Source organism: Streptomyces sp. NPDC053474 (genome assembly GCF_044544845.1).
Taxonomy (GTDB): Bacteria; Actinomycetota; Actinomycetes; order Streptomycetales; family Streptomycetaceae; genus Streptomyces.
Genome location: NZ_JBITXV010000003.1, coordinates 232,177 through 254,964 on the forward strand (window position 1 = coordinate 232,177; position 22,788 = coordinate 254,964).

The window sequence follows — 22,788 nt, forward strand, 5'->3', positions numbered from 1 at the left end:
GCCCGCGCCCCGTACCTCGATCGGCCCACCCCGCCGCGGGCTCAGCCGCCGAGCGCGCTCCGCACCTTCGGCGCCGCCGCCCGCGCCCACACCTCGGGCAGCTCCCGCTCCCGGGCCGCCGCGGCCGCCTCCTCGCGGCCGTACAGCAGGCCCCAGGTGTACGCGGACTCGCCCGCCGCGTGCGCCTGGATCGCCAGGTTCCGCAGGGCCTCGCGGGCGACGACGCTGTCCTGGTGCTCGCCGAGGACGCTCTGCACGGCCTTCATGCGCTTGGCGAAGCGCTTCGCGGGCTTGCCCAGGGCGGGCTTCGCGGCCTCGCCCGCGTACCGGGCGCGCTTGGCGGCCTTGCGGGCCTCGTGCATCGCCACATCGCGCTCCTCGCCGGGGGCCAGCGCGAGGGCGTGGTCCACGCGGGCCGCGAGCCGGTCGAAGTCCTTGAGCATCGCCTTGGGCAGGGCGGTCTCGGCGGGGGCCGCGGCGGCCTCGCGCAGCGGCGGGTCGGCGAGCAGCGCGTCGACGGCGTCGAGGAGGGCCAGATAGCGCGCCGAGTCGAGGACGGCGACCGTCTTGCGGCGCGATCCGGTGCGGCCCGCGATCGACCAGATCCGCAGGCGGGCGCGGACGGGGCCGAGGCGCAGCGTGCGGGGGACGTCCGCGAGGGCGGTGGTCAGGCGCTCGGTGAGGACCTCGCGGTCGCGGTCCACGCCCAGCTCTCCGGCCAGCCACTTCAGTTCGTCGCCGAGCGGGTCGGTGACGTTCCGGTCGAGGATCTTGCGGTACGTCTTGAAGGCGCTGCGCAGGCGGCGGGTCGCCACGCGCATCTGGTGGACGGAGTCGGGGAGGTCCTGGCGGACGGCCGGGTCCATGGCCACGAGGGCTTCGCGCTGCGCGTGGAGGTACGCCAGGACGTGGGATCCGGCCGAGTCACCTGTGCGGGGCGCCTGGGGCTGTGCCCGCCCTTCCCCGGAGGTCTCTTCCAGTGCCCGCGCCAGCTTCGACGTCGACTTCGCGCGGCGCACCCCCGCCTTGTTCAGCCTCTTCTCGACCTTGTCCAGGAGGGCCGGGGTCGTCTCCTTTGCCAGTTCGACCTCGATCTCCGTCCAGGCGGCCGTGGCGGAGCCGTCGTGCAGGCGCTGGGCCCGTACGTCGTCGACGCTGACCTCCGCGAGGAGGGCGCCCGACGCGTCGACGAGGTGGCGCAGGGCGCGCGCCGAGCGGAGGCGTACGACCGGCACCAGGGGGGTGTCGCGCACCCGGGAGCGGACGAGTCCCGTGAGCGCGGGCGGCACGTCGTCCGACAGGGGGGCCTGGATCTCGTCGCGCACGCCGTCCGCGAGGGAGACGGGGAGCTTCAGGTGCCAGCCCGCGTCGGAGCCGCCGGTGCGGCGGCGCAGGGTGATGGCGGCGCGGGCCAGGCGCTGGTCGGCGGTGTCGTAGTAGACCGCGTCGAGGTCGGTGACGCCTTTGTCGATGACGTCGGCGACTCCGGCGACGCCGCGTAGGTCAGGGAGGCCCTGCCCGGCCCCGGCGTCGTACTTCCGCTCGATCTCGCGCCTCGTCTCCGCCATGAGCCGAATCTAGACGCGATCCGGGGCGCCCGGCAGTCCCTGGGCGCCCCGGTGACGGGATCAGGCCGACAGCGGCCGCTGCACCTTGATCGACTGGAGGAGGCCGACGGCCACCCAGACGGCGAACATGGAGGTTCCGCCGTAGGAGACGAAGGGCAGCGGCAGGCCCGCCACGGGCATGATGCCGAGGGTCATGCCGATGTTCTCGAAGGCCTGGAAGGCGAACCAGGCGATGATCCCGGCGGCGACGATCGTGCCGTACAGCTCGGTCGTCTCGCGGGCGATGCGGCAGGCGCGCCACAGGACGACGCCCAGGAGGAGCAGGATCGCGCCCGCGCCGACGAAGCCCAGTTCCTCGCCCGCGACGGTGAAGACGAAGTCGGTCTGCTGCTCGGGGACGAACTGGCCGGTGGTCTGGGAGCCGTGGGTGAGCCCGGTGCCGGTGAGGCCGCCGGAGCCGATGGCGATGCGGGCCTGGTTGGTGTTGTAGCCGACGCCCGCCGGGTCGAGCGCGGGGTTGGCGAAGGCGGCGAAGCGGGCGATCTGGTAGTCGTCGAGGACGCCGAGCTGCCATATGGCGACGCCGCCGAGCGCGCCCGCGCCGAGCAGTCCGAAGACCCAGCGGTTGGAGGCGCCGGAGGCGAGCAGGACGCCGAGGACGATCATCACTATCACCATGACCGAGCCGAGGTCGGGCATCAGCATGATGATCATGATCGGGACGGCGGCGAGGCCGAGGGCCTGGACGACGGTGCGGTGGTCGGGGTGCTCCCGGTCGCCCGCGTCGACGCGGGCCGCGAGCATCATCGCCATGCCCAGGATGATGGTGATCTTGCAGAACTCGGAGGGCTGGAGCGACTGGCCGCCGATGACGATCCAGGCGTGGGCGCCGTTGACGGTCGCGCCGAGCGGGGTCAGGACGAGCAGGATCAGGAAGACCGAGATGCCGTAGAGGATCGGCACGGCGGTGCGCAGCATGGTGTGGCCGAGCCAGATCGTGCCCGCCATCAGCGCGAGGCCGATGCCGATGTTGATGACGTGCTTGGTCACGAAGGCGTACGGGTCGTCGCCGACCAGCTCGGTGCGGTTGCGGGTCGCCGAGTAGACGAGCGCCGAGCCGATCACGGAGAGCGCGAGGGCGGCGAGCAGTATCCACCAGTCGAGCCTGCGCAGCAGCGAGTCGCGGGCGAACAGGCGGGCCATGGTGGAGCGCTCGGGGCCGTAGCCCGAGACGGAGAAACCGCTGGTACCGGCCATCAGTCGCGCCTCCAGCCCGCGGGCGCGCCCGCGAGTTCCTGCTGGTCCTGGTCCTGCTGATCCTGTTGCTGCTGGTCCTGGTCCTGCTGCTGGTCCTGGTCCTGGTCCTGCTGCTGGTCGGTCAGCTCCTGCGGCGGCGTGGGCTTGCCGGGCTTGTACGGCTTGATCTTCGGGGCGTCGATGGAGCCGTCGGCCTCGATCTTCGGCAGGGACTTCTGCGGCTGGGGCAGCAGGGCCTTCTTGAGGTCCTGGTTGCCGCTGTCGTCCAGGCCGTACAGCGCGTTGTAGATCTGGCGCACGGCGGGCCCGGACGCGCCGGAGCCCGTACCGCCCTGGGAGATCGTCATCACGATCGAGTAGTCCTTGGTGTACGTCGCGAACCACGACGTCGTCTGCTTGCCGTAGACCTCGGCGGTGCCCGTCTTGGCGTGCATCGGGATCTTGTCCTGCGGCCAGCCGCCGAACCGCCAGGCGGCGGTTCCCTTGGTGGCGACGTCGGCGAGGGCACCGTCTATGTCCTTGCGCAGGGCCACGTCCATGGGCAGCTTGCCGTGCGCCCGGGGCTTGATCTCCTCGACGTGCTTGCCGTCGGGGCTGATGATCGCCTTGCCGACGGTGGGGTTGTAGAGGGTGCCGCCGTTGGCGATGGCGGAGTAGATCGTGGCCATCTGGATGGGCGTGACGAGCGTGTCGCCCTGGCCGATGGAGTAGTTGACGGAGTCACCGGCGCGCATCTTCATGCCTTCGAGGCAGTTCTCGTAGGCGATGCGCTCGGCGTAGTCGCCGCTCTTCTTGCCCTGCTTGCACCAGGCGTCCTTGTTGGCCTTCCAGTAGTCCTTCTTCCACTGGCGGTCGGGGACGCGGCCGCTGACCTCGTTCGGCAGGTCGATGCCGGTCTCCTTGCCGAGGCCGAACTGGTGGGCGGTCTTGTAGAACCAGTCCTTGGGGTCCTTCGCGGGCTTGTTGCCGCCGTCCTTGCGCCACTCGTCGTGCGACAGCTTGTAGTAGACGGTGTCGCAGGAGACTTCCAGGGCCTGGCCGAGGGTGATGCTGCCGTGGCCCTGGGACTCGAAGTTCTTGAAGACCTGGCCGCCGATCGAGTACGAGCTGGGGCAGGGGTAGCGGCCGTCGAACTCGTAGCCCGCGTTGACCGCGGCGGTCGTCGGGATGACCTTGAAGATCGAGCCGGGGGCGGCCTGGCCCTGGATGGCGCGGTTCAGGAGCGGGTAGTTGGACTTCTTGCCGGTGAGCTTGGCGTAGTCCTTGCCGGAGATGCCGCCGACCCAGGCGTTCGGGTCGTACGTCGGGTTGGAGGCCATGGCGACGACGCGCCCGGTCTTGTTCTCCATGACGACGACAGCGCCCGCGTCGGCCTTGTAGTTCTCGCCGGTGTTCTTGTCGAACTCGCCGCGTGCCTTCTTCATCGCGTCGTTCAGCCAGTACTCGGACACCGCCTGGACGCGGGCGTCGATGCTGGTCACGACGTTCGAGCCGGGCTCGGCCTTGTCGGACTTGGCCTTCCCTATGACCCGCCCGAGGTTGTCGACCTCGTAGCGGGTGACGCCCGCCTTGCCGCGCAGCTGCTTGTCGTACGTCCGCTCCAGGCCGGAGCGGCCCACCTGGTCGGAGCGCAGGAACGGCGAGTCGGTGTCCTTGGCCTTGTTGATCTCGTCGTCGGTGACGGGCGAGAGGTAGCCGAGGACCTGGGCGGTGTTGGACTTGCCCGGCGCGGCGTAGCGGCGCACGGCGGTGGGCTCCGCGGTGATGCCGGGGAAGTCCTCGGAGCGCTCGCGGATCTGCAGGGCCTGTTTGGGCGTGGCCTCGTCGGTGATGGGGATGGGCTGGTACGGCGAGCCGTTCCAGCAGGGCTGCGGGGTCTTGGAGTCGCAGAGCCGGACCTTGTCGGAGACGTCCTTGGGGCTCATGCCGAGGACGTCGGCGAGCTTGGCGAGGACGCCCTTGCCGTCGTCCTTCATCTTCATCAGCTCGGTGCGGGACGCGGAGACCACGAGGCGGGTCTGGTTGTCGGCGATGGGCACGCCGCGGGCGTCGAGGATCTCGCCGCGCACCGCGGGCTGGACGACCTGCTGGACGTGGTTGCCGGAGGCCTCCTCGGCGTACTCGGCGCCGTTGCGCACCTGGAGGTACCACAGGCGGCCGCCGAGGGTGAGGAGCAGCGAGACGACGAGGATCTGGATGACGACGAGGCGGATCTGGACGCGCGGCGTACGGCCCGTCTCCGGGATGTTGGTCACTGGGTCGCTCCTCCCCTGGTTCCGTACGCCGACGGGTGCGCGGCCTCGCCGTGCGTCGACTGCGGTGCGCTCACAGACGCTTGACCCCCTTGATGCGTCCGGCGCGGGCGGCGCGGACCTTGGCCGCCTTGGTGCGCAGGCCGCCGCCGCGCTGGCTGCCGATGCTCAGGCCGGTGCCGGAGGACAGGAAGCCCGAGGAGACGTCGGCGGCCTTGGCGCCCGTGGCGGTCTCGCCCAGCGGGTCGTTCTCGGCGCGGCGGGCGAGCGCGATGATCAGCGGAATGGTGAACGGCGCGAGCAGCAGGTCGTACAGGGCGGCCGTGAACAGGAGCCCGCCGAGGCCGACGTGGCGGGCCGCGTCGTCGCCGACGAGGGCGCCCACGCCCGCGTACAGGAGCGTCGAGCCGACGGCGGCGCCGACCACGACGACGAGCGGGCCGCTGGCGGAGCGCAGCCGTCCGGTCTCGGGCTTGGCGAGGCCCGCGAGGTAGCCGATGACGCACAGCACGAGGGCGTAGCGCCCCGCGGCGTGGTCGGCGGGCGGTGCCAGGTCGGTGAGCAGGCCCGCGCCGAAGCCGATCAGGGCGCCGCCGACGTGGCCGTACACGAAGGCCAGGCCGAGGACGGTGAGCAGGACCAGGTCGGGTACCGCGCCCGGGAGTTGGAGCCGGGCGAGCACGCTGACCTGGACGACGAGGGCGACCACGACGAGGGCGCTGGAGAGCAGGATCCGGTTGAAGCGCATGGTGTCAGTGCTCCTACTGCTCGTCGCGCTCGGCGCCGTCGGCGGGGGCCTGCCCGGACGGCGTCGCGGTGACCGTGACGGTGGGGGCGGGCTTGGGCTTGGCGGGCTTGGACGGCAGGACGGTGTCGCGGGGGTCCTTGCGGGGGGCCTCGACGACGACGCCGACGACGTCCAGCTTGGTGAAGCCGACATACGGCCGGACGTACACGTTCCGGGTCAGGTCGCCGCCGGAGGGGTCGACGCGGACGACCTGGCCGACGGGGACGCCCGGCACGAACGGCTTGTCGGCCTGGGAGCCGAAGGTGACCAGGCGGTCGCCCTTCTTGATCTTCGCCTTGCCGTTGAGCATCTGGACGCGCAGCGGGCGGTCGCCCTGGCCGGAGGCGAAGCCGAGCTCGTCGGTCTTCTCCATGCGGGTGCCGACGGTGAAGTCGGGGTCGTTGGCGAGCAGGACCGTCGCGGTGGACGGGCCGACGGTGGTGACGCGGCCGACCAGGCCGTCGCCGTTGAGGACCGTCATGTCGCGCTTGAGGCCGTCGTTCGCGCCCGCGTCGATGGTGACCGTCCAGGAGAAGCCCTGGGCCGCTCCTATGCCGATGACCTCCGCGCCCTTGATGCCGTACTGGCCCGCGCCCGCCGTCTTGAGCAGGGAGTCGAGCTGTTTGACCCGGCTGCGGTTGCGGTCGTCGCTGCCGAGCTTGGCCTTGAGCGCGGCGTTCTCCCGCTCCAGCTGGGCGATGCGGTCGTGGCGGCCACCGGAGTCGCGGACCGCGCCGATGGCGTTGCCGATCGGGTCCACCGCGCCCGCCATGCCGTCCTCGACCGGGCCGAAGACCGTGGCGGCGGCCTGGCGGGCACCGTCGACCGGTGAATCCTCGCCACCGCGGATGTCCACTGTGATCAGTGCGAACGCGATGGCGATCAGCAGCACCAGGAGCAGCCGGCTCTCTCGTGTGTCCCTCACGTGCGGCGGCCGTGCCTTCCTCAAGTAGGAATCTGCGGAATGTGAGCCCGCGGGGTCCCCGGAGCCCCGAAGTCCGCGGAATTCTTATGCCTTGCCTATATATCAACGATCCGCCGCACGAGGCGGCAGGCACTCGTACGGCGGACCTTTTCACGTCAGGTCGTGTGCGGGTCGTGACGTCCGGTCAGCGGACGCGGCCGCCCGGCCACTGTAGTGACCGGGCGCCTGGTGTCACGCGGCGGGACGTCGTCCCCTACGGGTCAGCGGCGGGGCTGGGCGTCGAGCACCTGCTGGAGCGCCTCGAACTCCTCGACGCACTTGCCGGAGCCGAGCGCCACGCTGTCCAGCGGGTCCTCGGCGATGTGGATCGGCATGCCCGTCTCGCGGCGCAGCCGCTCGTCGAGGCCGCGCAGGAGCGCGCCGCCGCCGGTCAGGACGATGCCGCGGTCCATGACGTCGCCGGACAGCTCGGGCGGGCACTTGTCGAGCGTGGTCTTGACCGCGTCGACGATGGCGTTGACGGGCTCCTCGATCGCCTTGCGGACCTCGGCCGCGGAGATCACCACGGTCTTGGGCAGGCCGGAGACCAGGTCGCGGCCGCGGATCTCGGTGTGCTCGTCGGCGTCCATGTCGTACGCGGAACCGATGGTGATCTTGATCTGTTCGGCCGTGCGCTCACCGAGGAGGAGGGAGTACTCCTTCTTGATGTGCTGGATGATCGCGTTGTCCAGCTCGTCGCCCGCGACGCGGATGGACTGTGCCGTGACGATTCCGCCGAGGGAGATGACGGCGACCTCGGTGGTGCCGCCGCCGATGTCCACCACCATGTTGCCGGTGGCCTCGTGGACCGGGAGGCCGGAGCCGATGGCCGCGGCCATGGGCTCCTCGATGATGTGCACCTGGCGGGCACCCGCCTGCGAGGAGGCCTCGATGACGGCGCGGCGCTCGACCCCGGTGATGCCGGAGGGCACACAGACGACGACGCGCGGGCGGGCCAGATAGCGACGCTTGTGGATCTTCAGAATGAAGTAGCGGAGCATCCGCTCGGTGATCTCGAAGTCGGCGATGACGCCGTCCTTCAGCGGACGCACCGCGACGATGTTGCCGGGCGTGCGCCCGATCATCTTCTTCGCTTCCGCTCCGACCGCGAGGATGCCGCCGGTGTTGGTGTTGATCGCGACGACGGACGGCTCGTTGAGTACGATCCCCCGACCCCTGACGTACACCAGCGTGTTGGCGGTCCCGAGGTCGACAGCCATGTCACGGCCGATGAACGACATGTTGTTCCCCATGAGGATGCGTCTGGCCTTCCCTAGTGGAGCGTGTGATGGCTTGTTAGGTAGGCGAGGTGGGTGCTGTGTGGCGTGGAGGCTTCCATCGTAGTCTCGCCCGCACGCGCACGGCGCGAGGGTCTCCGCCATTGTCAGCAGATGATGAGCCGCCCCGCTCTTGGAGACGTGCCATCCGAGGCACGGGTTCCCCCAATCGGGGCGCATATGCCAAAAGACGGCCGAATCCCTTCGGCCGTCCCTGGTCGCTGGAGCGATCGCACTGACTACATGTCAGAACCCGGAACCTCAGACGAGGCCCGGAAAGAAGATCTTGAGCTCGCGCTCGGCGGACTCCTCGGAGTCGGAGGCGTGCACGAGGTTCTCCCGGACGATGCTGCCGAAGTCCCCGCGGATGGAGCCGGGCGCGGCGGCGATCGGGTCGGTCGGGCCCGCGAGCTGGCGCATTCCCTCGATCACGCGCTCACCCTCGATGACGAGGGCGACCACCGGGCCGGAGGCCATGAACGCGACCAGCGGCTCGTAGAACGGCTTGCCCTTGTGCTCGCCGTAGTGCGCCTCCAGCGTGTCCTGGTCCAGGGTGCGCAGCTCCAGCGCGGAGATGGTCCAGCCCGCCTTGCGCTCGATTCGGCCGATGATCTCTCCGATCAGCCCCCGGCGGACGGTGTCGGGCTTGAGAAGGACGAGCGTGCGCTGGCTCATGGTGTGCGGCTCCAAGAGGTGTTTTCACGATCACATGGGATGGATTCCGCACGATACCGGGGGCACTACGGAGGGTGGCCATCGGGTGAGCGCGATATCGAGCCACTCCGGCAGGTCGGATTCCCGGGAAAGCGACCGCCGCGGCGGCGATAAAGCCCGTCCGGCGCTTGAGGACGAGGCCGAAGGCCGAAGAAAGCCCGTCCGGCGCTTGAGGACGAGCGCGCAGCGCGACGCACGGCACAGGGCCCGGGGGCGAAGGCCGGGTCAGCCCCCGGAGGCCTCCCCCTGCTCAGCCAGCGCAGCGAACCGCGCCTTGGCCTCGTCGATCTTCTGACCGAAGTGCACGGAAGCCCACCACAGCGCGGCGAACATCGCCCCCATGAAGAACATGATCGGCACCACGAATCCGCTCGCGATCAGCGCGACCTGGAGGGCCCAGCCGAGCTGGACCCCACCCGGCCGGGTGACCATGCCGCACAGCAGGACGGACAGGGCCATCGCGACGCCGCACACCGTCCAGACCGTGCTCGTCTCCAGGTCCGGGTCCTTCATGGCGACCAGACCGGCGAAGCCGATGACGAGGAACTCGCCGATGAGGGTCGAAGAACAGAGCGTACGCACAGCGGTCAGCCCCTCCCCAGGAGCAGTCGGGCCTCGCCCACGGTGATGACGGAGCCGGTGACCAGGACGCCGCCGCCCGCGAACTCGCCCTCCTCCTCGGCGAGGGTGATCGCCGCCTCCAAGGCGTCGTCCAGGCGCGGCTCGACCTGGACCCGGTCGTCGCCGAAGACCTCGACGGCGATGGCCGCGAGCTCGTCGGCGCCGAGCGCGCGGTCGCTGGAGTTCTGCGTGACGACGACCTCGGCGAAGATCGGCTCGAAGGCCTCCAGCATGCCGCGCGCGTTCTTCCCGTCGCTCACGCCGAGGACGCCGATCAGCCTGCTGAAGTCGAAGACCTCGCTGATGGACGCGGCGGCGGCACGGGCCCCCGCCGGGTTGTGCGCGGCGTCGAGGACGACCGTGGGCGAGCGGCGGACGACTTCGAGGCGGCCCGGGGACGCCACCGAGGCGAAGGCCTTGCGGACCGTCTCGATGTCCAGGGGCTCCACGCGCTGGGCGCCGACGCCGAAGAACGCCTCGACGGCGGCGAGCGCCACCGCCGCGTTGTGCGCCTGGTGCTCGCCGTGCAGCGGCAGGAACACCTCCTCGTACTCCCCGCCGAGGCCGCGCAGCGTGAGCAGCTGCCCGCCGACGGCGACCTGGCGGCCGACGAGGCCGAACTCCAGGCCCTCGCGGGCGACCGTCGCGTCCACCTCGACGGCCTTCTTCAGGAGCACCTGCGCGGCGTCCACCGGCTGCTGGGCCAGGATGACCGTCGCGTCCTGCTTGACGATGCCGGACTTCTCGACGGCGATCTGGGCGGGCGTGGTGCCGAGCCGGTCGGTGTGGTCCAGGTCGATGGGGGTGACGACGGCGACGGCGCCGTCGATCACGTTCGTCGCGTCCCAGGTGCCGCCCATGCCGACCTCGACGACGGCGACGTCGACCGGGGCGTCGGCGAAGGCCGCGTACGCCATGCCCGTGAGCACCTCGAAGAAGGACAGGCGGTGCTCCTCCTTGGCGTCGACGAGGTCCACGTACGGCTTGATGTCCTGATACGCCTCGATGAAGCGCTCGGGGTCGATGGGGGCGCCGTCCAGGCTGATGCGCTCCGTGATCGACTGCACGTGCGGGGACGTGTACCGCCCGGTGCGCAGCTCGAAGGCGCCGAGGAGGGCCTCGACCATGCGGGCCGTGGAGGTCTTGCCGTTCGTCCCCGTGATGTGGATCGAGGGGTACGCGCGCTGGGGCTCGCCCAGGACGTCCATCAGCAGGGCGATGCGCCGCAGCGACGGGTCCAGCTTGGTCTCGGGCCAGCGGGCCGCGAGCTCCCTCTCGACCTCGCGCAGCGCCCTGTCCACCTCGGGGTCGGCGGGGCGGGCCGGGACGTCGCCCTGCGGCGGGCCGCCCTGGGTGCGCAGGGTGCGGCTGCCCGCCTCGATCACGGCGAGGTCGGGGTCGCGCTCGGTCTCGGCGGCGACGATGTCGTCGAACTGGTCGAAGGAGTCGGCCGGGCCGCTCTCGTCGTCGCGCGGGCTGTCGTTCGGAGGGAGGTCACTCACGTACGCCAGTCTACGGAGACCCACCGACAGCGGCCGGGCGGGCGGGGCCCCGCCCGCCCCGGACCCCGCTCCCCCGCGCCCGACCGGCCCGGGGCGGCCGCCCACAGAGGCCGCGCGGGCCGCCTCCGCCCCGGGTCGGGACTTTGGGCCTGTCCGATTCGGGACCTTGGTCCCTCCGTCACCCGCATGGGCCCGGCAAACTTGGCGATCATGGACATAGGGATCGACCTCGGCACCGCCAACACGCTTCTGTACGTCCGCGGTCAGGGCATCGTGCTCAACGAACCGTCCGTGGTCGCCGTCAAGGAGGGCGCGCGCGCCGCGCTCGCCGTCGGGACGGAGGCCAAGGAGACCATCGGCCGCACGCCCGGCTCCATCACGGCCATCCGCCCCCTCAAGGACGGCGTGATCAGCGACTTCGAGGCGGCCGAGGAGATGATCCGGCACTTCGTGCGCAAGGCCGTCCCGGGGCGCCGCCCGCGCACGCGCATGGTGGTGTGCGTGCCCAGCGGCGTCACGCCTGTCGAGCGGCGCGCCATCGTGCACGCCGCGCAGCGGGCCGGGGCGCGGGCCGTGCACCTGGTCGAGGAGCCGATGGCGGCGGCGATCGGCGCGGGGCTCCCCGTGGCGGAGCCGCGCGGCTCCATGGTCGTCGACATCGGCGGCGGCACCACCGAGGTCGCCGTGATCTCCCTGGGCGGCATCGTCACCGCCCAGTCCCTGCGCGTCGGCGGCGACCGCCTCGACACCGCGATCACCGACTACGTCCGCAAGGAGCACGCCCTCCTCATCGGCGAGCGCACCGCCGAGGACATCAAGGTCGGGATCGGCTCGGCGTGGCCGGTGCCCGGCGAGGACTCCTTCGAGGACCGCACCTTCACCGTGCGGGGCCGCGAGAAGGTGGGCGGTCTGCCCAAGACGGTGGAGCTGACCGTGCGGGAGGTGCGGGCCGCTCTCGACGAGCCCGTGGAGGCGATCATCGCGGCGGTGCGGGCCACCCTGGAGGAGTGTCCGCCGGAGCTGTCCGGGGACGTCATGGAGCACGGCATCGTCCTCACCGGGGGCGGGGCACTGCTGCCCGGCCTCGATCTGCGGCTCGCCTCCGCGACGGGGATTCCCGTCTTCGCGGCCGACGATCCGCTGGACAGCGTGGCGCTGGGGTGCGGGAAGTGTGTGGAGGACTTCGACGGGCTTGAGCGCGTGATGTCTGCGGCGTAGCCCTCGGGCCGGGCCGGGAAGCCGCCCCGCCGCTACCGCGGCGGGTTTCTCCCACCCACCCACCCGTTTCACCCCGGCCACCCGGCCGGGGCCGGTTCAAGCCGGTTCGTCGGCAGGGAGGTCGGCCTCGACCTCGTAGGCGCCGTCGCGCGGGCCCGCGAAGAACGTGCCGCCCAGGGTCCAGACGCGCTCGCCCATCCCGGCCGTCCCCGTCCCCGCGGACACCGGCGCCTCAGGCCCGTCGGGCTCCCCGGCGGGCATCGGGTTGCTGACGCGGACCCGCAGGCGGCCTTCGCGCACGGTGACGCGGACCTCCACGACCTCCCCGGGCGCGTACTTCGCCGCGTTCGTGAGGCACTCCTGCACCACCCGGTGCACGGCCGCCTGGCGCAGGGGCGAGAGGCGGTGGGCCGCGGCGTCGACGTGGAGGTCGACGGGGCTGCCCGCGAGGGCGCTGCGCCGGACCAGCTCCGGGAGGGCCTCCACACCGGGCGTGGGGCGGCCGTCGACGCCGCGCTGGACGATGATCTCGTTCAGCATGCGGTGCGCGGAGCGCGCGGTCTCGGAGAGCTCCTCGAAGCCGTCGGCGTGCGGGCCGCCCGCCGCGCGCCGCGCGAGCACCTGGGACCGGACGCTGAGCAGCGTGAGCTCGCGGCCGACGAAGTCATGCACGTCGCGCGCGATGCGCGCCCGCTCCCGCTGCACCGCCTGAAGCGTCTGTGTCTCGGCCCGCTGGGCCTGGAGCGCGCGGACCAGGTCCTGCCGGTTGGCGGCGACGCCGACGCCCGCGGCGAGCGCCCCGATCGGCACGACGAGGCTGAGGAACTCGCTGAGCGTGTCGCCCCTGTGCACCGGCCAGCCGGGCAGATTGAACATCACGTACGCGAAGGACACATAGCCGATCACGCCCACGGCCCCCGCCAGGCGGCCCCGGTAGCGGGCCAGCGAGTACAGGGCGAACTGCGCCAGGGTCAGCTCGTGCAGCCAGCCGAGGAGCACCAGCGCCACCAGGTACGGCACCCAGGGCGCGACCTGCCGCAGCAGCAGTGTCGCCGCGCCCGCCGTGAGGACGAGCGCGGCCGTGACCCCGGTCAGCGAATTGTCGGCCGCGGCCAGGCCCGGCACGTCAAGGGCCATCAGGGCGAGGCAGGAGCCCGCCGTGAGGAGATCCAGTACACGAGGTTCACGCATGCAACGCCGAGCGAGGCGACGGCCCGCGGCCACCGCCTGGCTGAGCGCCGTGACAGCGGCGGGCCGGTCGTGCATATCCCCTCCATCATCGCTGAGGCTTTCGACCCGACACATCGGACTTCCGGCCCGCGCGCCCGCCCGGCGGAGTGACGTACCGCACGGCACGCGCCGGAGCCGGGCGTCGTCCTCGTACGACAACGGGTGTACTCCCCGGCGCGGCGGCCCCGCCCCCGCGCGGACCGGCGTTCCAATCGGACCATGTGGTATGCCCAGAACCCGGGTCGCAGGGCCCGTCAGCTCGCCGGGGACGCGGCCGTCGTGGTGTGGACCGCGCTGTGGACCGGCGCCGCCCTCGTCGCCTACCGGCTCGCCGTGCTGCTCGGCCACCCCGGCCCCGACTCGGGCCTCGCCTCGTCGCGGTCCCCCGCCGCGCGCCTGCCCCTGGTCGGCGACGACGTGGGCGCCGCGCTGCGCTCGGTGGTGGGCTTCGTCGACGACGTCGACCCGGTGACGCTGCGCGCCGCGCTCGCCGTGGCCGCCGCGGGCCTGTTCCTGCTGCCCATCGGCCTCGTCCTCGCGCTCTGGCTGCCGCGCCGGGTGCGCTGGGTGCGGCAGGCCGCCGCCGCCCGCGAACTCGGCGCCTTCGCCAACGGGCGCGAGCTGCTCGCCCTGCGCGCGCTGCTCCGCCCCCTCGACGAGGTGGCCGCGACCGCCGCCACCCTGCCGGACGCGACCCCCGGCAGCCTCGCCGAGGGCTGGCGCACCGCCGACCCGCGGACCCTGGACGCGCTCGCGGACGCCGAGCTGGAGCGCCTCGGCCTCGCCCCGGCGCCGGGCCCCGAACCGCTGGGCCCGCCCGTGGCCGAGCCCGCGGGTTAGGCCCCGCGCATGACGACGGAGCCCCGGGGCCTGCACGCCCCGTTCTCCGCGGCCGTGCTGCGGGCCATCCCGATGGGGGCGCTGCTCGTCGGCGACGACGGCCGGGTCGTGGCGGCCAACCCCCAGTTCACGGAGGTCTTCGGCCTGCACGGCGTCGACACCTCGACGGGCGCGCCCGTCGACCCCATCGCGGACGCCGTGGTGCGGCAGCTCACGGAGCAGGACGCCGCCGCGCTGCCCGCCCTGCGCGGCCAGTTCGTCCGCAAGGCCGAGCTCCGCCTGCGCGACGGGCGCACGCTGCGCCGCAGCCGCCAGCCCATCGACGCGGGCGAGCGGCACCTGGGCGTCCTGTGGCTCGTCGAGGACGTCACCGAGCAGCGCCGCTACGAGGCCGACCTGCACCGGCACATCGACACGCTCGGCGACCTTGCCCGCGACCGCGCCGAGTTCGCCGCCCGCACCTCGCACGAGCTGCGCACCCCGCTGGCCACCGTGCTCACCTTCTGCGAACTCCTCAGCGACCCCGCGGGCGGCGCCCTCGACGAGGCCCAGCGCGCGTACCTGGACACGATCCGGCGGGCCGCCACCCGCATGCAGGACATGGCCGACGGGCTCCTGCACCGGTACGCGGAGGCCGCGAGCGGCGCCCCGCCGTCCTTCGCCCCGCTCCACCCGGGCCGCCTGCTGAACCGCCTGGTGCACGACATCACCCCGTGGGCCACCCGCGACGGCGTCTTCGTGGCCCTCGACCTGCCCGGCGGCGAGCCGCCCCCGCTGACCGGCGACGCCGACCAGCTGGAGCGGGCACTGACCTCGCTGCTCGACAACGCCGTGAAGTTCACCCCCGCCGGGGGCACCGTCACCGTGACCGCCCGGCCGTGCGACGGGCCCGGCGCCACCGAGCCGCCCGCGCCGCCCGGCTGGCGCATCACCGTCGCCGACAGCGGCATCGGCATCCCCAAGGAGTTCCAGGAGGAGGTCTTCACCGAGTTCGTCCGCGCCCCGAACGCCCGGCGCGGCGGCTACCCGGGCACCGGCCTCGGCCTGAGCGTCGTACGCGACGCCGTACGGCTGCACTCCGGCACCGTCGCCGTCCACAGCGACGAGGGGCACGGCACCAGCGTGGAGGTGTGGCTGCCGCTCGGCGGCCCGCCCGGGACCGGACCGGCATGACCCGGCTGCTGCTCGTCGAGGACGACCCCGACCTGGGGCTCGCCCTGCGGGTCCTGTTCACCCGCGCCGGGTACGACGTCGTCACCGCCGACGACGGGCAGGCCGCGCTCAAGCTCCTCTTCGCCCAGCGGCCCGCGCTCATGGTGCTCGACCTGGTCCTGCCCGGCCTCGACGGCTGGGAGGTCCTGGACCGCACCCGCGACCTCACCGACCTGCCCGTCCTCATCCTGTCCGGCCGCACGAGCCCCGCCGAGCGCGTCCGCGGCCTGCGCTCCGGCGCCGACGACTACCTGTGCAAGCCCTTCGACCACGTCGAGCTGCTCGCGCGCGTGGAGGCGCTCCTGCGGCGCTCCAACCCCGAGCAGTGGCGGGGCGACTACGTCGAGGCGGGCCTGCGGCTCGTGCCCGAGCGGCGGTCGGCTGTGTGGCAGGGCCACGAGACGCGGCTGAGCGCGATCGAGTACCGGCTCCTTGAGGTCCTCGTCCGCAACCGGGGGCGGGTCGTCACCATCGAGCAGCTCCTCGACCTCGTCTGGGACGATCCCGGCGGGGGCGGGCGGGAGCGGGTGAAGTTCGCGGTGCTTCGGCTGCGGCGCAAGCTCGCGGTGGGTGAGGGGGGCGACCCCTTGGAGTCGGTGCGGGGGCTTGGCTATCGCTACCGGGGCGAGGCCTGACCCTCGCGGGGCGCCCCAGACCCGCCCCTTCCCGATTCCGGGGGCTCCGCCCCCGTACCCCCGTTTTTCGGCGCTCCGCGCCTCGTCCTCAAACGCCGGACGGGCTGGATCTTTCAGCCCCTCCGGCGTTTGAGGAGCGGGGGTCTGGGGGCGGAGCCCCCAGGACCTAAGTCCCGGTCGGGCGGGGCCGGTGGGCCAGGGCCTTGGCCCCGAACACGCGCGGCCGCAGGCACCGCAACCGTTGGGCAACCGAACGCGAGCCACCCCCGCAACCCACGCCCCACAAGCTCCTGCGTACCGCCAAGCCCCACCCGCCAGGAGCCCCGTTGCACGCCCCCGCCCTCCCGCCCCGCTCGGTCGCGATCGTCATCGGCACCCGCCCCGAGCTCGTCAAGATCGCCCACCTGGTCCGCGTCCTCGGCCCGGCAGCGCACCTCGTGCACACCGGCCAGCACTACGACGCCGCGCTCTCCGGCCGGTTCCTGACCGAGCTGGGCCTGCCCGAGCCCACCCTGCTCGACGGCGTCGGCGGCAAGCCCCGCGCCGTGCAGATCTCCGCGGCCCTGGCCCAGCTCGACACCCTGTTCGCCGCGGAGCCGCCGCTGGCCGTGGTGGTGCAGGGCGACACCAACGCCGCCCTGGCCGGAGCGCTCGCCGCGAACGCCCGCTCGCTGCCGCTCGTCCACGTCGAGGCGGGCCTGCGCAGCCACGACCGGGCGATGCCCGAGGAGCACAACCGCGTCGTCATCGACCAGCTCGCGGACGTGCTCTGCGCGGCCACCGAGGACAACCGCGACCTGCTGCGCGCCGAAGGGGTCCCGGCCGGGCGGATCACCGTCACCGGCAACACCGTCGTCGAGGCCGTCCAGGAGCACCTGCCCACCGCCGACGAGCGCGCCGCGCTGCTCGCCGCGCACGGCGTGCGCGCCGACCACTACGTCCTCGCCACCGCCCACCGCCCGGAGAACACCGACGACCCCGCCGCGCTCGCCGCCATCCTGCGCGAGCTGGCCGCCCTCGCCGAGGAACTGCCGGTCCTGTTCGCCGTCCACCCGCGCACCCGCGCCCGGATCGAGGCGGCCGGGCTCACCCACCTGCTCGCACCGCTCACCGAGCTGGCGCCCCTCGGCTACGGCGAGTTCCTCGGCCTCGCCCGGCACGCCGCCGTCATCGTGTCCGACTCGGGCGGCATCCAGGAGGAGACCACCGTCCTCGGCCGTCCCCTCGTGGTCGTACGCCGGTCCACGGAGCGGCCCGAGGCCATGGACGCCGGGTTCGCCGAGCTCGTCCCGCCGGGCCGGGAGATCGGCCGCGCGGCGCGCCGCCGCCTCGCGGAGGGCCAGGACGGCCTGCGGCACCTCGCCGGGCTGCCGTCCCCGTTCGGCGACGGCCTCGCCTCGCAGCGGATCGCCGTCCTCCTCGGCGCCCTCGCCGCGGGCGCCGAGCGCGAGCTCCCCGCCGCCGCCTGACCGGCTCCTCCCCCGTCCCCCACCCGCACGAGGACCCCATGCCCAGCTCCCACGTCCTGCTCTACGCCCTGCCGTTCCTCCTGCTCGCCTGCTTCCTGCTGTACTGGGCAGGCGCCCGCCACGCCTACGTCCGCCGACCCGAGGTGCCCGAGGGCGACTCCGCGCCCTTCAGCTGGCACTTCTTCGTGCCGTGCCGCGACGAGGAGACCGTCATCGGCACGACCGTCGCGCAGCTGCGGGCCGACTTCCCCGCCGCGCACGTCTGGGTCGTCGACGACGACAGCGAGGACACCACCGCGGCCGTCGTCACCGCGCTCGCGGCGGACGACGCCCGGGTGCACCTGGTCTCGCGCCGCCGCCCCGACGCCCGCGTCGGCAAGGGCGCGGCCCTCAACTCCGCGTACGCGGCGCTGAACGCCTTCCTGCCCGAGGACACCGACAGGGCCCTGGTCGTCGTGTGCGTCGTGGACGCCGACGGGCGGCTCGCCCCGGACGCGCTCGCCCGGGTCAGCGGCCCGGCTGGGTTCGCCGACCCCGAGGTGGGCGGCGTACAGGTCAGCGTGCGGATGCGCAACGTCGACGAGGAGCGGCCGCCGCTGCCCGAGCGCGGGCGCCTCGCCAACGCCGTGGCGCGGCTCCTGGTGCGCATGCAGGACATGGAGTTCGCCGTGTCCAACGCGGGCATGCAGCTCCTGCGCGGCCGCACCGGCTCCGTGGGCCTGGGCGGCAACGGCCAGTTCACCCGGCTCACCGCCCTGGACCACATCGCCGCCGCCGAGCGCCGCCCCTGGCAGCGCGACGCCCTCCTGGAGGACTACGAGCTGGGCCTGCACATGATCCTGGGCGGCTACCGGATCGCGCACATCGCCGACACCTACGTCTCGCAGGAGGGCCTGCCGCGCCTGCGCCGCTTCCTCACCCAGCGCACCCGCTGGGCGCAGGGCAACCTCCAGTGCGTGCGGTACGCGCCGCGCATCGTCGCCTCGCGCCACTACTCGGGCCGCGGCGTCCTGGAGACCCTGTACACGTTCATGCAGCCCCTCGCGCACGTCGCGACGCTCGTCCTCAGCCTGCTGCTGCTCGGCAGCGTCGTCGTGGGCGGCTCGATGCGTGACGCGTTCCTCGGCGCCTGGCCGCTGATCCTGGGCCTGTGCGCCCTGTCGGTGCTGCCGTTCGTGGCCTGGGGTCCGCTCTACCGCCGTGACTACGCGCCCGACCGCTCCCGGCTCACCGGCCTGCTGTGGGGGCTCGCCCTGTGGGTGTACGCGTACCACGTGTTCGTCGTGTCGGCGCGGGGCTTCCTGCGGTTGCTGCGGGGGCGCAATGGCTGGGCGAAGACACGGCGCAACGCGGAAGCCGTGGGGACGGGGCCGGTGGCGACGGAGGCGTAAGTACTTCGTCTGCGGGTCCGTTGTGGCTGGTCGCGCCCACGCGGCGGAGCCGCAAATCGACAGAGCCCCGCGCCCCTTTGGGGCGCGGGGAACTCTCTTACGCCGCCGGGAGGTTGTCCAGCTGGGTCTGGAGGCGGGTGATGTCCTCGTCGGCCTTGGTGAGGCGGGCGCGGATCTTGTCGACCACCTGGTCGGGGGCCTTCGCCAGGAACGCCTCGTTGCCGAGCTTGGCGGTGGCCTGGGCCTTCTCCTTCTCGGCGGCGGCCAGGTCCTTGGCGAGCCGCTTGCGCTCCGCCGCCACGTCGATCGTGCCGGACAGGTCGAGCGCGACCGTGGCGCCCGCGACCGGCAGGGTGGCCGTCGCCGCGAAGCCCTCGCCCTCCGGCTGGAGGCGCAGGAGCTGGCGGACGGCGGCCTCGTGCGCGGCGAACGGCGTGCCGTCGAGCGTGAGGCGGGCCGGGACCTTCTGGCCGGGCTGGAGGCCCTGGTCGGCGCGGAACCGGCGGACCTCGGTGACCAGGTCCTGGACGGAGGCGATCTCCTTCTCGGCGCCCGCGTCCCGGAAGCCGCTGTCCTTGGGCCAGGCGGCGATGACCACGGACTCGCCGCCGGTCAGCGTGGTCCACAGGGTCTCCGTCACGAACGGCACGACCGGGTGGAGCAGGCGCAGCGTGACGTCGAGGACCTCGCCGAGGACGCGCTTGCTGACCTCGGCGGCCGGGCCGCCCGCCATGAACGTGGTCTTGGACAGCTCCACGTACCAGTCGAAGACCTCGTCCCAGGCGAAGTGGAACAGGGCGTCGGAGAGCTTCGCGAACTGGTAGTCCTCGTAGTACGCGTCGACTTCGGCGACCACGGTGTTGAGGCGCGAGAGGATCCAGCGGTCGGTCGCCGACATCTCGGCGGCGTCCGGCAGCGGGCCCTCGACCGTGGCGCCGTTCATCAGCGCGAAGCGGGTCGCGTTCCAGATCTTGTTGGCGAAGTTGCGGGAGCCCTGGACCCAGTCCTCGCCGATCGGCACGTCGACGCCGGGGTTGGCGCCGCGCGCGAGGGTGAAGCGCAGGGCGTCGGAGCCGTACTTGTCCATCCAGTCCAGCGGGTTGACCGCGTTCCCGAAGGACTTCGACATCTTCTTGCCGAACTGGTCGCGGACCATGCCGTGCAGGGCGATGGTGTGGAACGGCGGGGTGCCGTCCATCGCGTACAGGCCGAACATCATCATCCGGGCGACCCAGAAGAAGAGGATGTCGTAGCCGGTGACCAGGACGGAGTTCGGGTAGAACTTCGCGAGGCTCTCCGTCCGCTCCGGCCAGCCGAGCGTGGAGAACGGCCACAGGCCGGAGGAAAACCAGGTGTCGAGGACGTCGGTGTCCTGCGTCCAGCCCTCGCCGGTGGGTGCCTCCTCGTCGGGGCCGACGCAGACGACCTCGCCGTTCGGGCCGTACCAGACCGGGATGCGGTGGCCCCACCACAGCTGGCGCGAGATGCACCAGTCGTGGAGGTTGTCGACCCAGTCGAAGTAGCGCTTCTCCATCTCCTGCGGGTGGATCTTGACCTTGCCGTCGCGGACCGCGTCACCGGCGGCCTTGGCGAGCGGGCCGACCTTGACCCACCACTGCATGGAGAGCCGCGGCTCGATGGTGGTCTTGCAGCGCGAGCAGTGGCCCACGGAGTGGGAGTACGGGCGCTTCTCGGCGACGATACGGCCCTCGGCGCGCAGCGCGCCGACGATGGCGGAGCGGGCTTCCAGGCGGTCCAGGCCCTGGAAGGGGCCGGGGACCGTGATGACCGCGTGCTCGTCCATGACCGTGATGTTCGGCAGGTCGTGGCGCTGGCCGATCTCGAAGTCGTTCGGGTCGTGCGCCGGGGTCACCTTGACGGCGCCGGTGCCGAACTCCGGGTCGACGTGCGTGTCGGCGACGACGGGAATGGAGCGGTCGGTCAGCGGCAGCTTGATCTGCTTGCCGACCAGGTGCTTGTACCGCTCGTCGTCGGGGTGCACGGCGACGGCGGTGTCACCCAGCATGGTCTCGGCGCGGGTGGTGGCGACGACGATCGTCTCGTCGCCCTCGCCGTACGTCATGGAGACGAGCTCGCCGTCGTCGTCCTGGTACTCCACCTCGATGTCGGAGATGGCGGTCAGACAGCGGGGGCACCAGTTGATGATGCGCTCGGCGCGGTAGATCAGCTCGTCGTCGTAGAGCCGCTTGAAGATCGTCTGGACGGCCTGGGAGAGGCCCTCGTCCATGGTGAAGCGCTCGCGGGACCAGGCGACGCCGTCGCCGAGGCGGCGCATCTGGCCGGAGATCTGGCCGCCGGACTCGCCCTTCCACTGCCAGACGCGCTCGACGAAGGCCTCGCGGCCGAGGTCGTGGCGGGACTTGCCCTCCTTGCCGAGCTCGCGCTCCACCACGTTCTGCGTGGCGATGCCCGCGTGGTCCATGCCGGGCTGCCACAGCACCTCGTAGCCCTGCATGCGCTTGCGGCGGGTGAGGGCGTCGATGAGGGTGTGCTCGAAGGCGTGGCCCAGGTGCAGGCTGCCGGTGACGTTCGGCGGGGGGATGACGACGGTGAAGGGCTCCTTGTCGCTCTTCGCGTCCGCGTCGAAGTAACCGCGCTCTACCCAGCGCTCGTACAGCGTCCCCTCTACCTCGGCCGGTGCGTACTGCGTCGGGAGCTCGGGAGTGGTCGCTGGGGGCTGCTGCTGAGCGTTCTCGGTCACGGGCCCAGTTTAGGGGTGTCACAGTGTGGTCCCGAAACCGGAATCTTCAGTAACGGTTGACTCCCCGGGCCCCACGGTGCTCCAGGCGTCGGTCAGGATGTCGGGAACACATAAACGTGCGGGAGAACGTAGGCGCACGCACACACGCGTTCGAGGGGGAGCTTCACATGAGCTACAACCAGCCGGGCCCGTACGGCGGCCAGCAGCCGCAGCAGCCGGGTCCGTACGGCGGCGGGCAGCCCCAGCAGCCCGGTCCCTACGGCGGCCAGCCCCAGCAGCCCCCGTACGGCCAGCCGCCGCAGGCCCCGCCGCCCGGCTACGGCTACCCCCAGCAGCCCCCGCAGGCGCCCCCTTACGGGCAGCCGCCCCAGGCGCCTTACGGGCAGCCGCCGCAGGGCCCCTACGGACAGGCCCCCTACGGGCAGGTTCCGCCGCCCCCGCCGCCGAGCGGGGGCGGGGGCAAGAAGACGGGCCTGATCATCGGCGCGGTCGCGGTGGTCGCGGCGATCGGCGTCGGCGCGTACTTCGTCGTCGGGGGCGACGACGGCGGCTCCGGCTCGGTCACCGACGACGGGCCGCACAAGCTGGTCTCCCCGGCCTCGGTCGGCGAGTACCAGAAGGACGCGTCGTCGGACTCCTCCGACGGCCCGCTGGGCGACGCCGACCAGGAGGACGCCGCCGCGATCGGGATCAAGAACGCCGTGCAGGAGAAGGCGAACTACAAGTCCGGCAGCGGGCTCAAGACGAAGGGCCTGAACGTCGTCGGCATGTCGGGCGAGATCAGCGACCCGGAGAAGACCGTCGACAAGGCGTTCGACAAAATGCACGAGGAGACGGAGAAGGACAGCGACGGCGGCAAGGAAGAGGTCACCTGGCAGGGCAGCCCGGAGTCGGTCTCGCCCAGCGACCTGGACAACGCGCTGATGAAGTGCCAGCGGGTCAAGGTCTCCCAGGGCGGCAAGAGCCTGGAGATCCCGATCTGCGCCTGGTCCGACCGGAGCACGGCGGGCATCGTGACCGCCACCGACGCCGCCGCCTTCATCTCCGGCGGGGACGGCATGGCGACGGACGACGTCGCCGACCTCGCCGCCAAGTACCGCGACGCGGCCCGCGTGAAGAAGTGACGCGC

General features: G+C 72.5%; 18 protein-coding genes. 7 read left to right on the forward strand and 11 right to left on the reverse strand.

Annotated features, from left to right (window positions below):
• Nucleotides 1–41: 41 nt before the first annotated feature.
• The 9 genes from ACIG3E_RS07840 to ACIG3E_RS07880 all read right to left on the reverse strand — a co-directional run bounded on the left by ACIG3E_RS07840 (nucleotide 42) and on the right by ACIG3E_RS07880 (nucleotide 10,942).
• The gene (locus ACIG3E_RS07840) at nucleotides 42–1,568 is read right to left on the reverse strand and encodes a CHAD domain-containing protein (protein WP_399612603.1); all 1,527 of its coding nucleotides are present in this window, start codon (nucleotides 1,566–1,568) and stop codon (nucleotides 42–44) included.
• Nucleotides 1,569–1,628: 60 nt separating this feature from the next.
• Nucleotides 1,629–2,825 carry a rod shape-determining protein RodA gene (rodA, locus tag ACIG3E_RS07845; protein ID WP_138959709.1) on the reverse strand — a complete coding sequence of 399 codons (1,197 nt, stop codon included), beginning with the start codon at nucleotides 2,823–2,825 and terminating at the stop codon, nucleotides 1,629–1,631.
• Complete coding sequence (gene mrdA / locus ACIG3E_RS07850) at nucleotides 2,825–5,080, reverse strand: penicillin-binding protein 2 (protein WP_399612606.1); 2,256 nt, start codon at nucleotides 5,078–5,080, stop codon at nucleotides 2,825–2,827. Before mrdA ends, rodA begins: the two co-directional genes overlap by 1 nt.
• Nucleotides 5,081–5,150: 70 nt before the next feature.
• Complete coding sequence (gene mreD / locus ACIG3E_RS07855; RefSeq protein WP_399612609.1) at nucleotides 5,151–5,825, reverse strand: rod shape-determining protein MreD; 675 nt, start codon at nucleotides 5,823–5,825, stop codon at nucleotides 5,151–5,153.
• A gap of 13 nt (nucleotides 5,826–5,838) precedes the next feature.
• Nucleotides 5,839–6,789: a rod shape-determining protein MreC gene (gene mreC / locus ACIG3E_RS07860; protein WP_399612612.1), complete on the reverse strand. Its 951-nt coding sequence runs from the start codon at nucleotides 6,787–6,789 to the stop codon at nucleotides 5,839–5,841.
• A 260-nt stretch (nucleotides 6,790–7,049) separates the two neighbouring features.
• On the reverse strand, nucleotides 7,050–8,069 hold the full coding sequence (locus tag ACIG3E_RS07865; protein WP_030362602.1) for a rod shape-determining protein: 1,020 nt from the start codon (nucleotides 8,067–8,069) through the stop codon (nucleotides 7,050–7,052).
• A 297-nt stretch (nucleotides 8,070–8,366) separates the two neighbouring features.
• Complete coding sequence (gene ndk, locus ACIG3E_RS07870) at nucleotides 8,367–8,780, reverse strand: nucleoside-diphosphate kinase (protein WP_242718038.1); 414 nt, start codon at nucleotides 8,778–8,780, stop codon at nucleotides 8,367–8,369.
• A 264-nt stretch (nucleotides 8,781–9,044) separates the two neighbouring features.
• Entirely contained in the window at nucleotides 9,045–9,401 is a 357-nt protein-coding gene (locus tag ACIG3E_RS07875) for a DUF4233 domain-containing protein (protein WP_242718040.1), read from the reverse strand.
• Nucleotides 9,402–9,406: 5 nt separating this feature from the next.
• Entirely contained in the window at nucleotides 9,407–10,942 is a 1,536-nt protein-coding gene (locus tag ACIG3E_RS07880) for a bifunctional folylpolyglutamate synthase/dihydrofolate synthase (protein WP_399612616.1), read from the reverse strand.
• Between the two features lie 210 nt (nucleotides 10,943–11,152).
• Between ACIG3E_RS07880 and ACIG3E_RS07885 the strand changes: the two genes are divergently transcribed.
• Nucleotides 11,153–12,160, forward strand: coding sequence for a rod shape-determining protein (locus tag ACIG3E_RS07885; protein ID WP_278194157.1), 1,008 nt, complete (start codon nucleotides 11,153–11,155; stop codon nucleotides 12,158–12,160).
• Between the two features lie 96 nt (nucleotides 12,161–12,256).
• On the opposite strand, the gene ACIG3E_RS07890 is transcribed toward ACIG3E_RS07885, so the two are convergent.
• A complete protein-coding gene (locus ACIG3E_RS07890; protein WP_399612619.1) occupies nucleotides 12,257–13,426 on the reverse strand; it encodes a sensor histidine kinase in 1,170 nt (389 codons plus the stop codon).
• 183 nt (nucleotides 13,427–13,609) lie between these two features.
• Between ACIG3E_RS07890 and ACIG3E_RS07895 the strand changes: the two genes are divergently transcribed.
• The 5 genes from ACIG3E_RS07895 (at nucleotide 13,610) to ACIG3E_RS07915 (ending at nucleotide 18,937) form a co-directional block, all read left to right on the forward strand.
• Complete coding sequence (locus ACIG3E_RS07895; protein ID WP_399612622.1) at nucleotides 13,610–14,230, forward strand: hypothetical protein; 621 nt, start codon at nucleotides 13,610–13,612, stop codon at nucleotides 14,228–14,230.
• A gap of 9 nt (nucleotides 14,231–14,239) precedes the next feature.
• A complete protein-coding gene (locus tag ACIG3E_RS07900) occupies nucleotides 14,240–15,403 on the forward strand; it encodes an ATP-binding protein (RefSeq protein ID WP_399612625.1) in 1,164 nt (387 codons plus the stop codon).
• On the forward strand, nucleotides 15,361–16,077 hold the full coding sequence (locus ACIG3E_RS07905; RefSeq protein ID WP_399612628.1) for a response regulator transcription factor: 717 nt from the start codon (nucleotides 15,361–15,363) through the stop codon (nucleotides 16,075–16,077). Before ACIG3E_RS07900 ends, ACIG3E_RS07905 begins: the two co-directional genes overlap by 43 nt.
• 326 nt (nucleotides 16,078–16,403) lie before the next feature.
• The gene (wecB, locus tag ACIG3E_RS07910) at nucleotides 16,404–17,546 is read left to right on the forward strand and encodes a non-hydrolyzing UDP-N-acetylglucosamine 2-epimerase (RefSeq protein ID WP_399612631.1); all 1,143 of its coding nucleotides are present in this window, start codon (nucleotides 16,404–16,406) and stop codon (nucleotides 17,544–17,546) included.
• 38 nt (nucleotides 17,547–17,584) lie between these two features.
• The gene (locus ACIG3E_RS07915; RefSeq protein ID WP_399612633.1) at nucleotides 17,585–18,937 is read left to right on the forward strand and encodes a glycosyltransferase family 2 protein; all 1,353 of its coding nucleotides are present in this window, start codon (nucleotides 17,585–17,587) and stop codon (nucleotides 18,935–18,937) included.
• Nucleotides 18,938–19,034: 97 nt separating this feature from the next.
• Here the strand turns inward: ACIG3E_RS07915 and ACIG3E_RS07920 are convergent, their stop codons facing one another.
• Entirely contained in the window at nucleotides 19,035–21,659 is a 2,625-nt protein-coding gene (locus tag ACIG3E_RS07920) for a valine--tRNA ligase (RefSeq protein WP_399612637.1), read from the reverse strand.
• 167 nt (nucleotides 21,660–21,826) lie between these two features.
• Between ACIG3E_RS07920 and ACIG3E_RS07925 the strand changes: the two genes are divergently transcribed.
• On the forward strand, nucleotides 21,827–22,783 hold the full coding sequence (locus ACIG3E_RS07925) for a hypothetical protein (protein ID WP_399612639.1): 957 nt from the start codon (nucleotides 21,827–21,829) through the stop codon (nucleotides 22,781–22,783).
• The last annotated feature ends 5 nt before the right edge of the window (nucleotides 22,784–22,788 follow it).

Coding starts and splice junctions, on each gene's coding strand:
- ACIG3E_RS07840 (WP_399612603.1), bottom strand. CDS start 1,568: ATGGCGGAGACGAGGCGCGAGATCGAGCGGAAGTACGACGCCGGGGCC.
- rodA (WP_138959709.1), bottom strand. CDS start 2,825: ATGGCCGGTACCAGCGGTTTCTCCGTCTCGGGCTACGGCCCCGAGCGC.
- mreD (WP_399612609.1), bottom strand. CDS start 5,825: ATGCGCTTCAACCGGATCCTGCTCTCCAGCGCCCTCGTCGTGGTCGCC.
- ACIG3E_RS07865 (WP_030362602.1), bottom strand. CDS start 8,069: ATGTCGTTCATCGGCCGTGACATGGCTGTCGACCTCGGGACCGCCAAC.
- ndk (WP_242718038.1), bottom strand. CDS start 8,780: ATGAGCCAGCGCACGCTCGTCCTTCTCAAGCCCGACACCGTCCGCCGG.
- ACIG3E_RS07885 (WP_278194157.1), top strand. CDS start 11,153: ATGGACATAGGGATCGACCTCGGCACCGCCAACACGCTTCTGTACGTC.
- ACIG3E_RS07890 (WP_399612619.1), bottom strand. CDS start 13,426: ATGCACGACCGGCCCGCCGCTGTCACGGCGCTCAGCCAGGCGGTGGCC.
- ACIG3E_RS07895 (WP_399612622.1), top strand. CDS start 13,610: ATGTGGTATGCCCAGAACCCGGGTCGCAGGGCCCGTCAGCTCGCCGGG.
- ACIG3E_RS07900 (WP_399612625.1), top strand. CDS start 14,240: ATGACGACGGAGCCCCGGGGCCTGCACGCCCCGTTCTCCGCGGCCGTG.
- ACIG3E_RS07915 (WP_399612633.1), top strand. CDS start 17,585: ATGCCCAGCTCCCACGTCCTGCTCTACGCCCTGCCGTTCCTCCTGCTC.
- ACIG3E_RS07925 (WP_399612639.1), top strand. CDS start 21,827: ATGAGCTACAACCAGCCGGGCCCGTACGGCGGCCAGCAGCCGCAGCAG.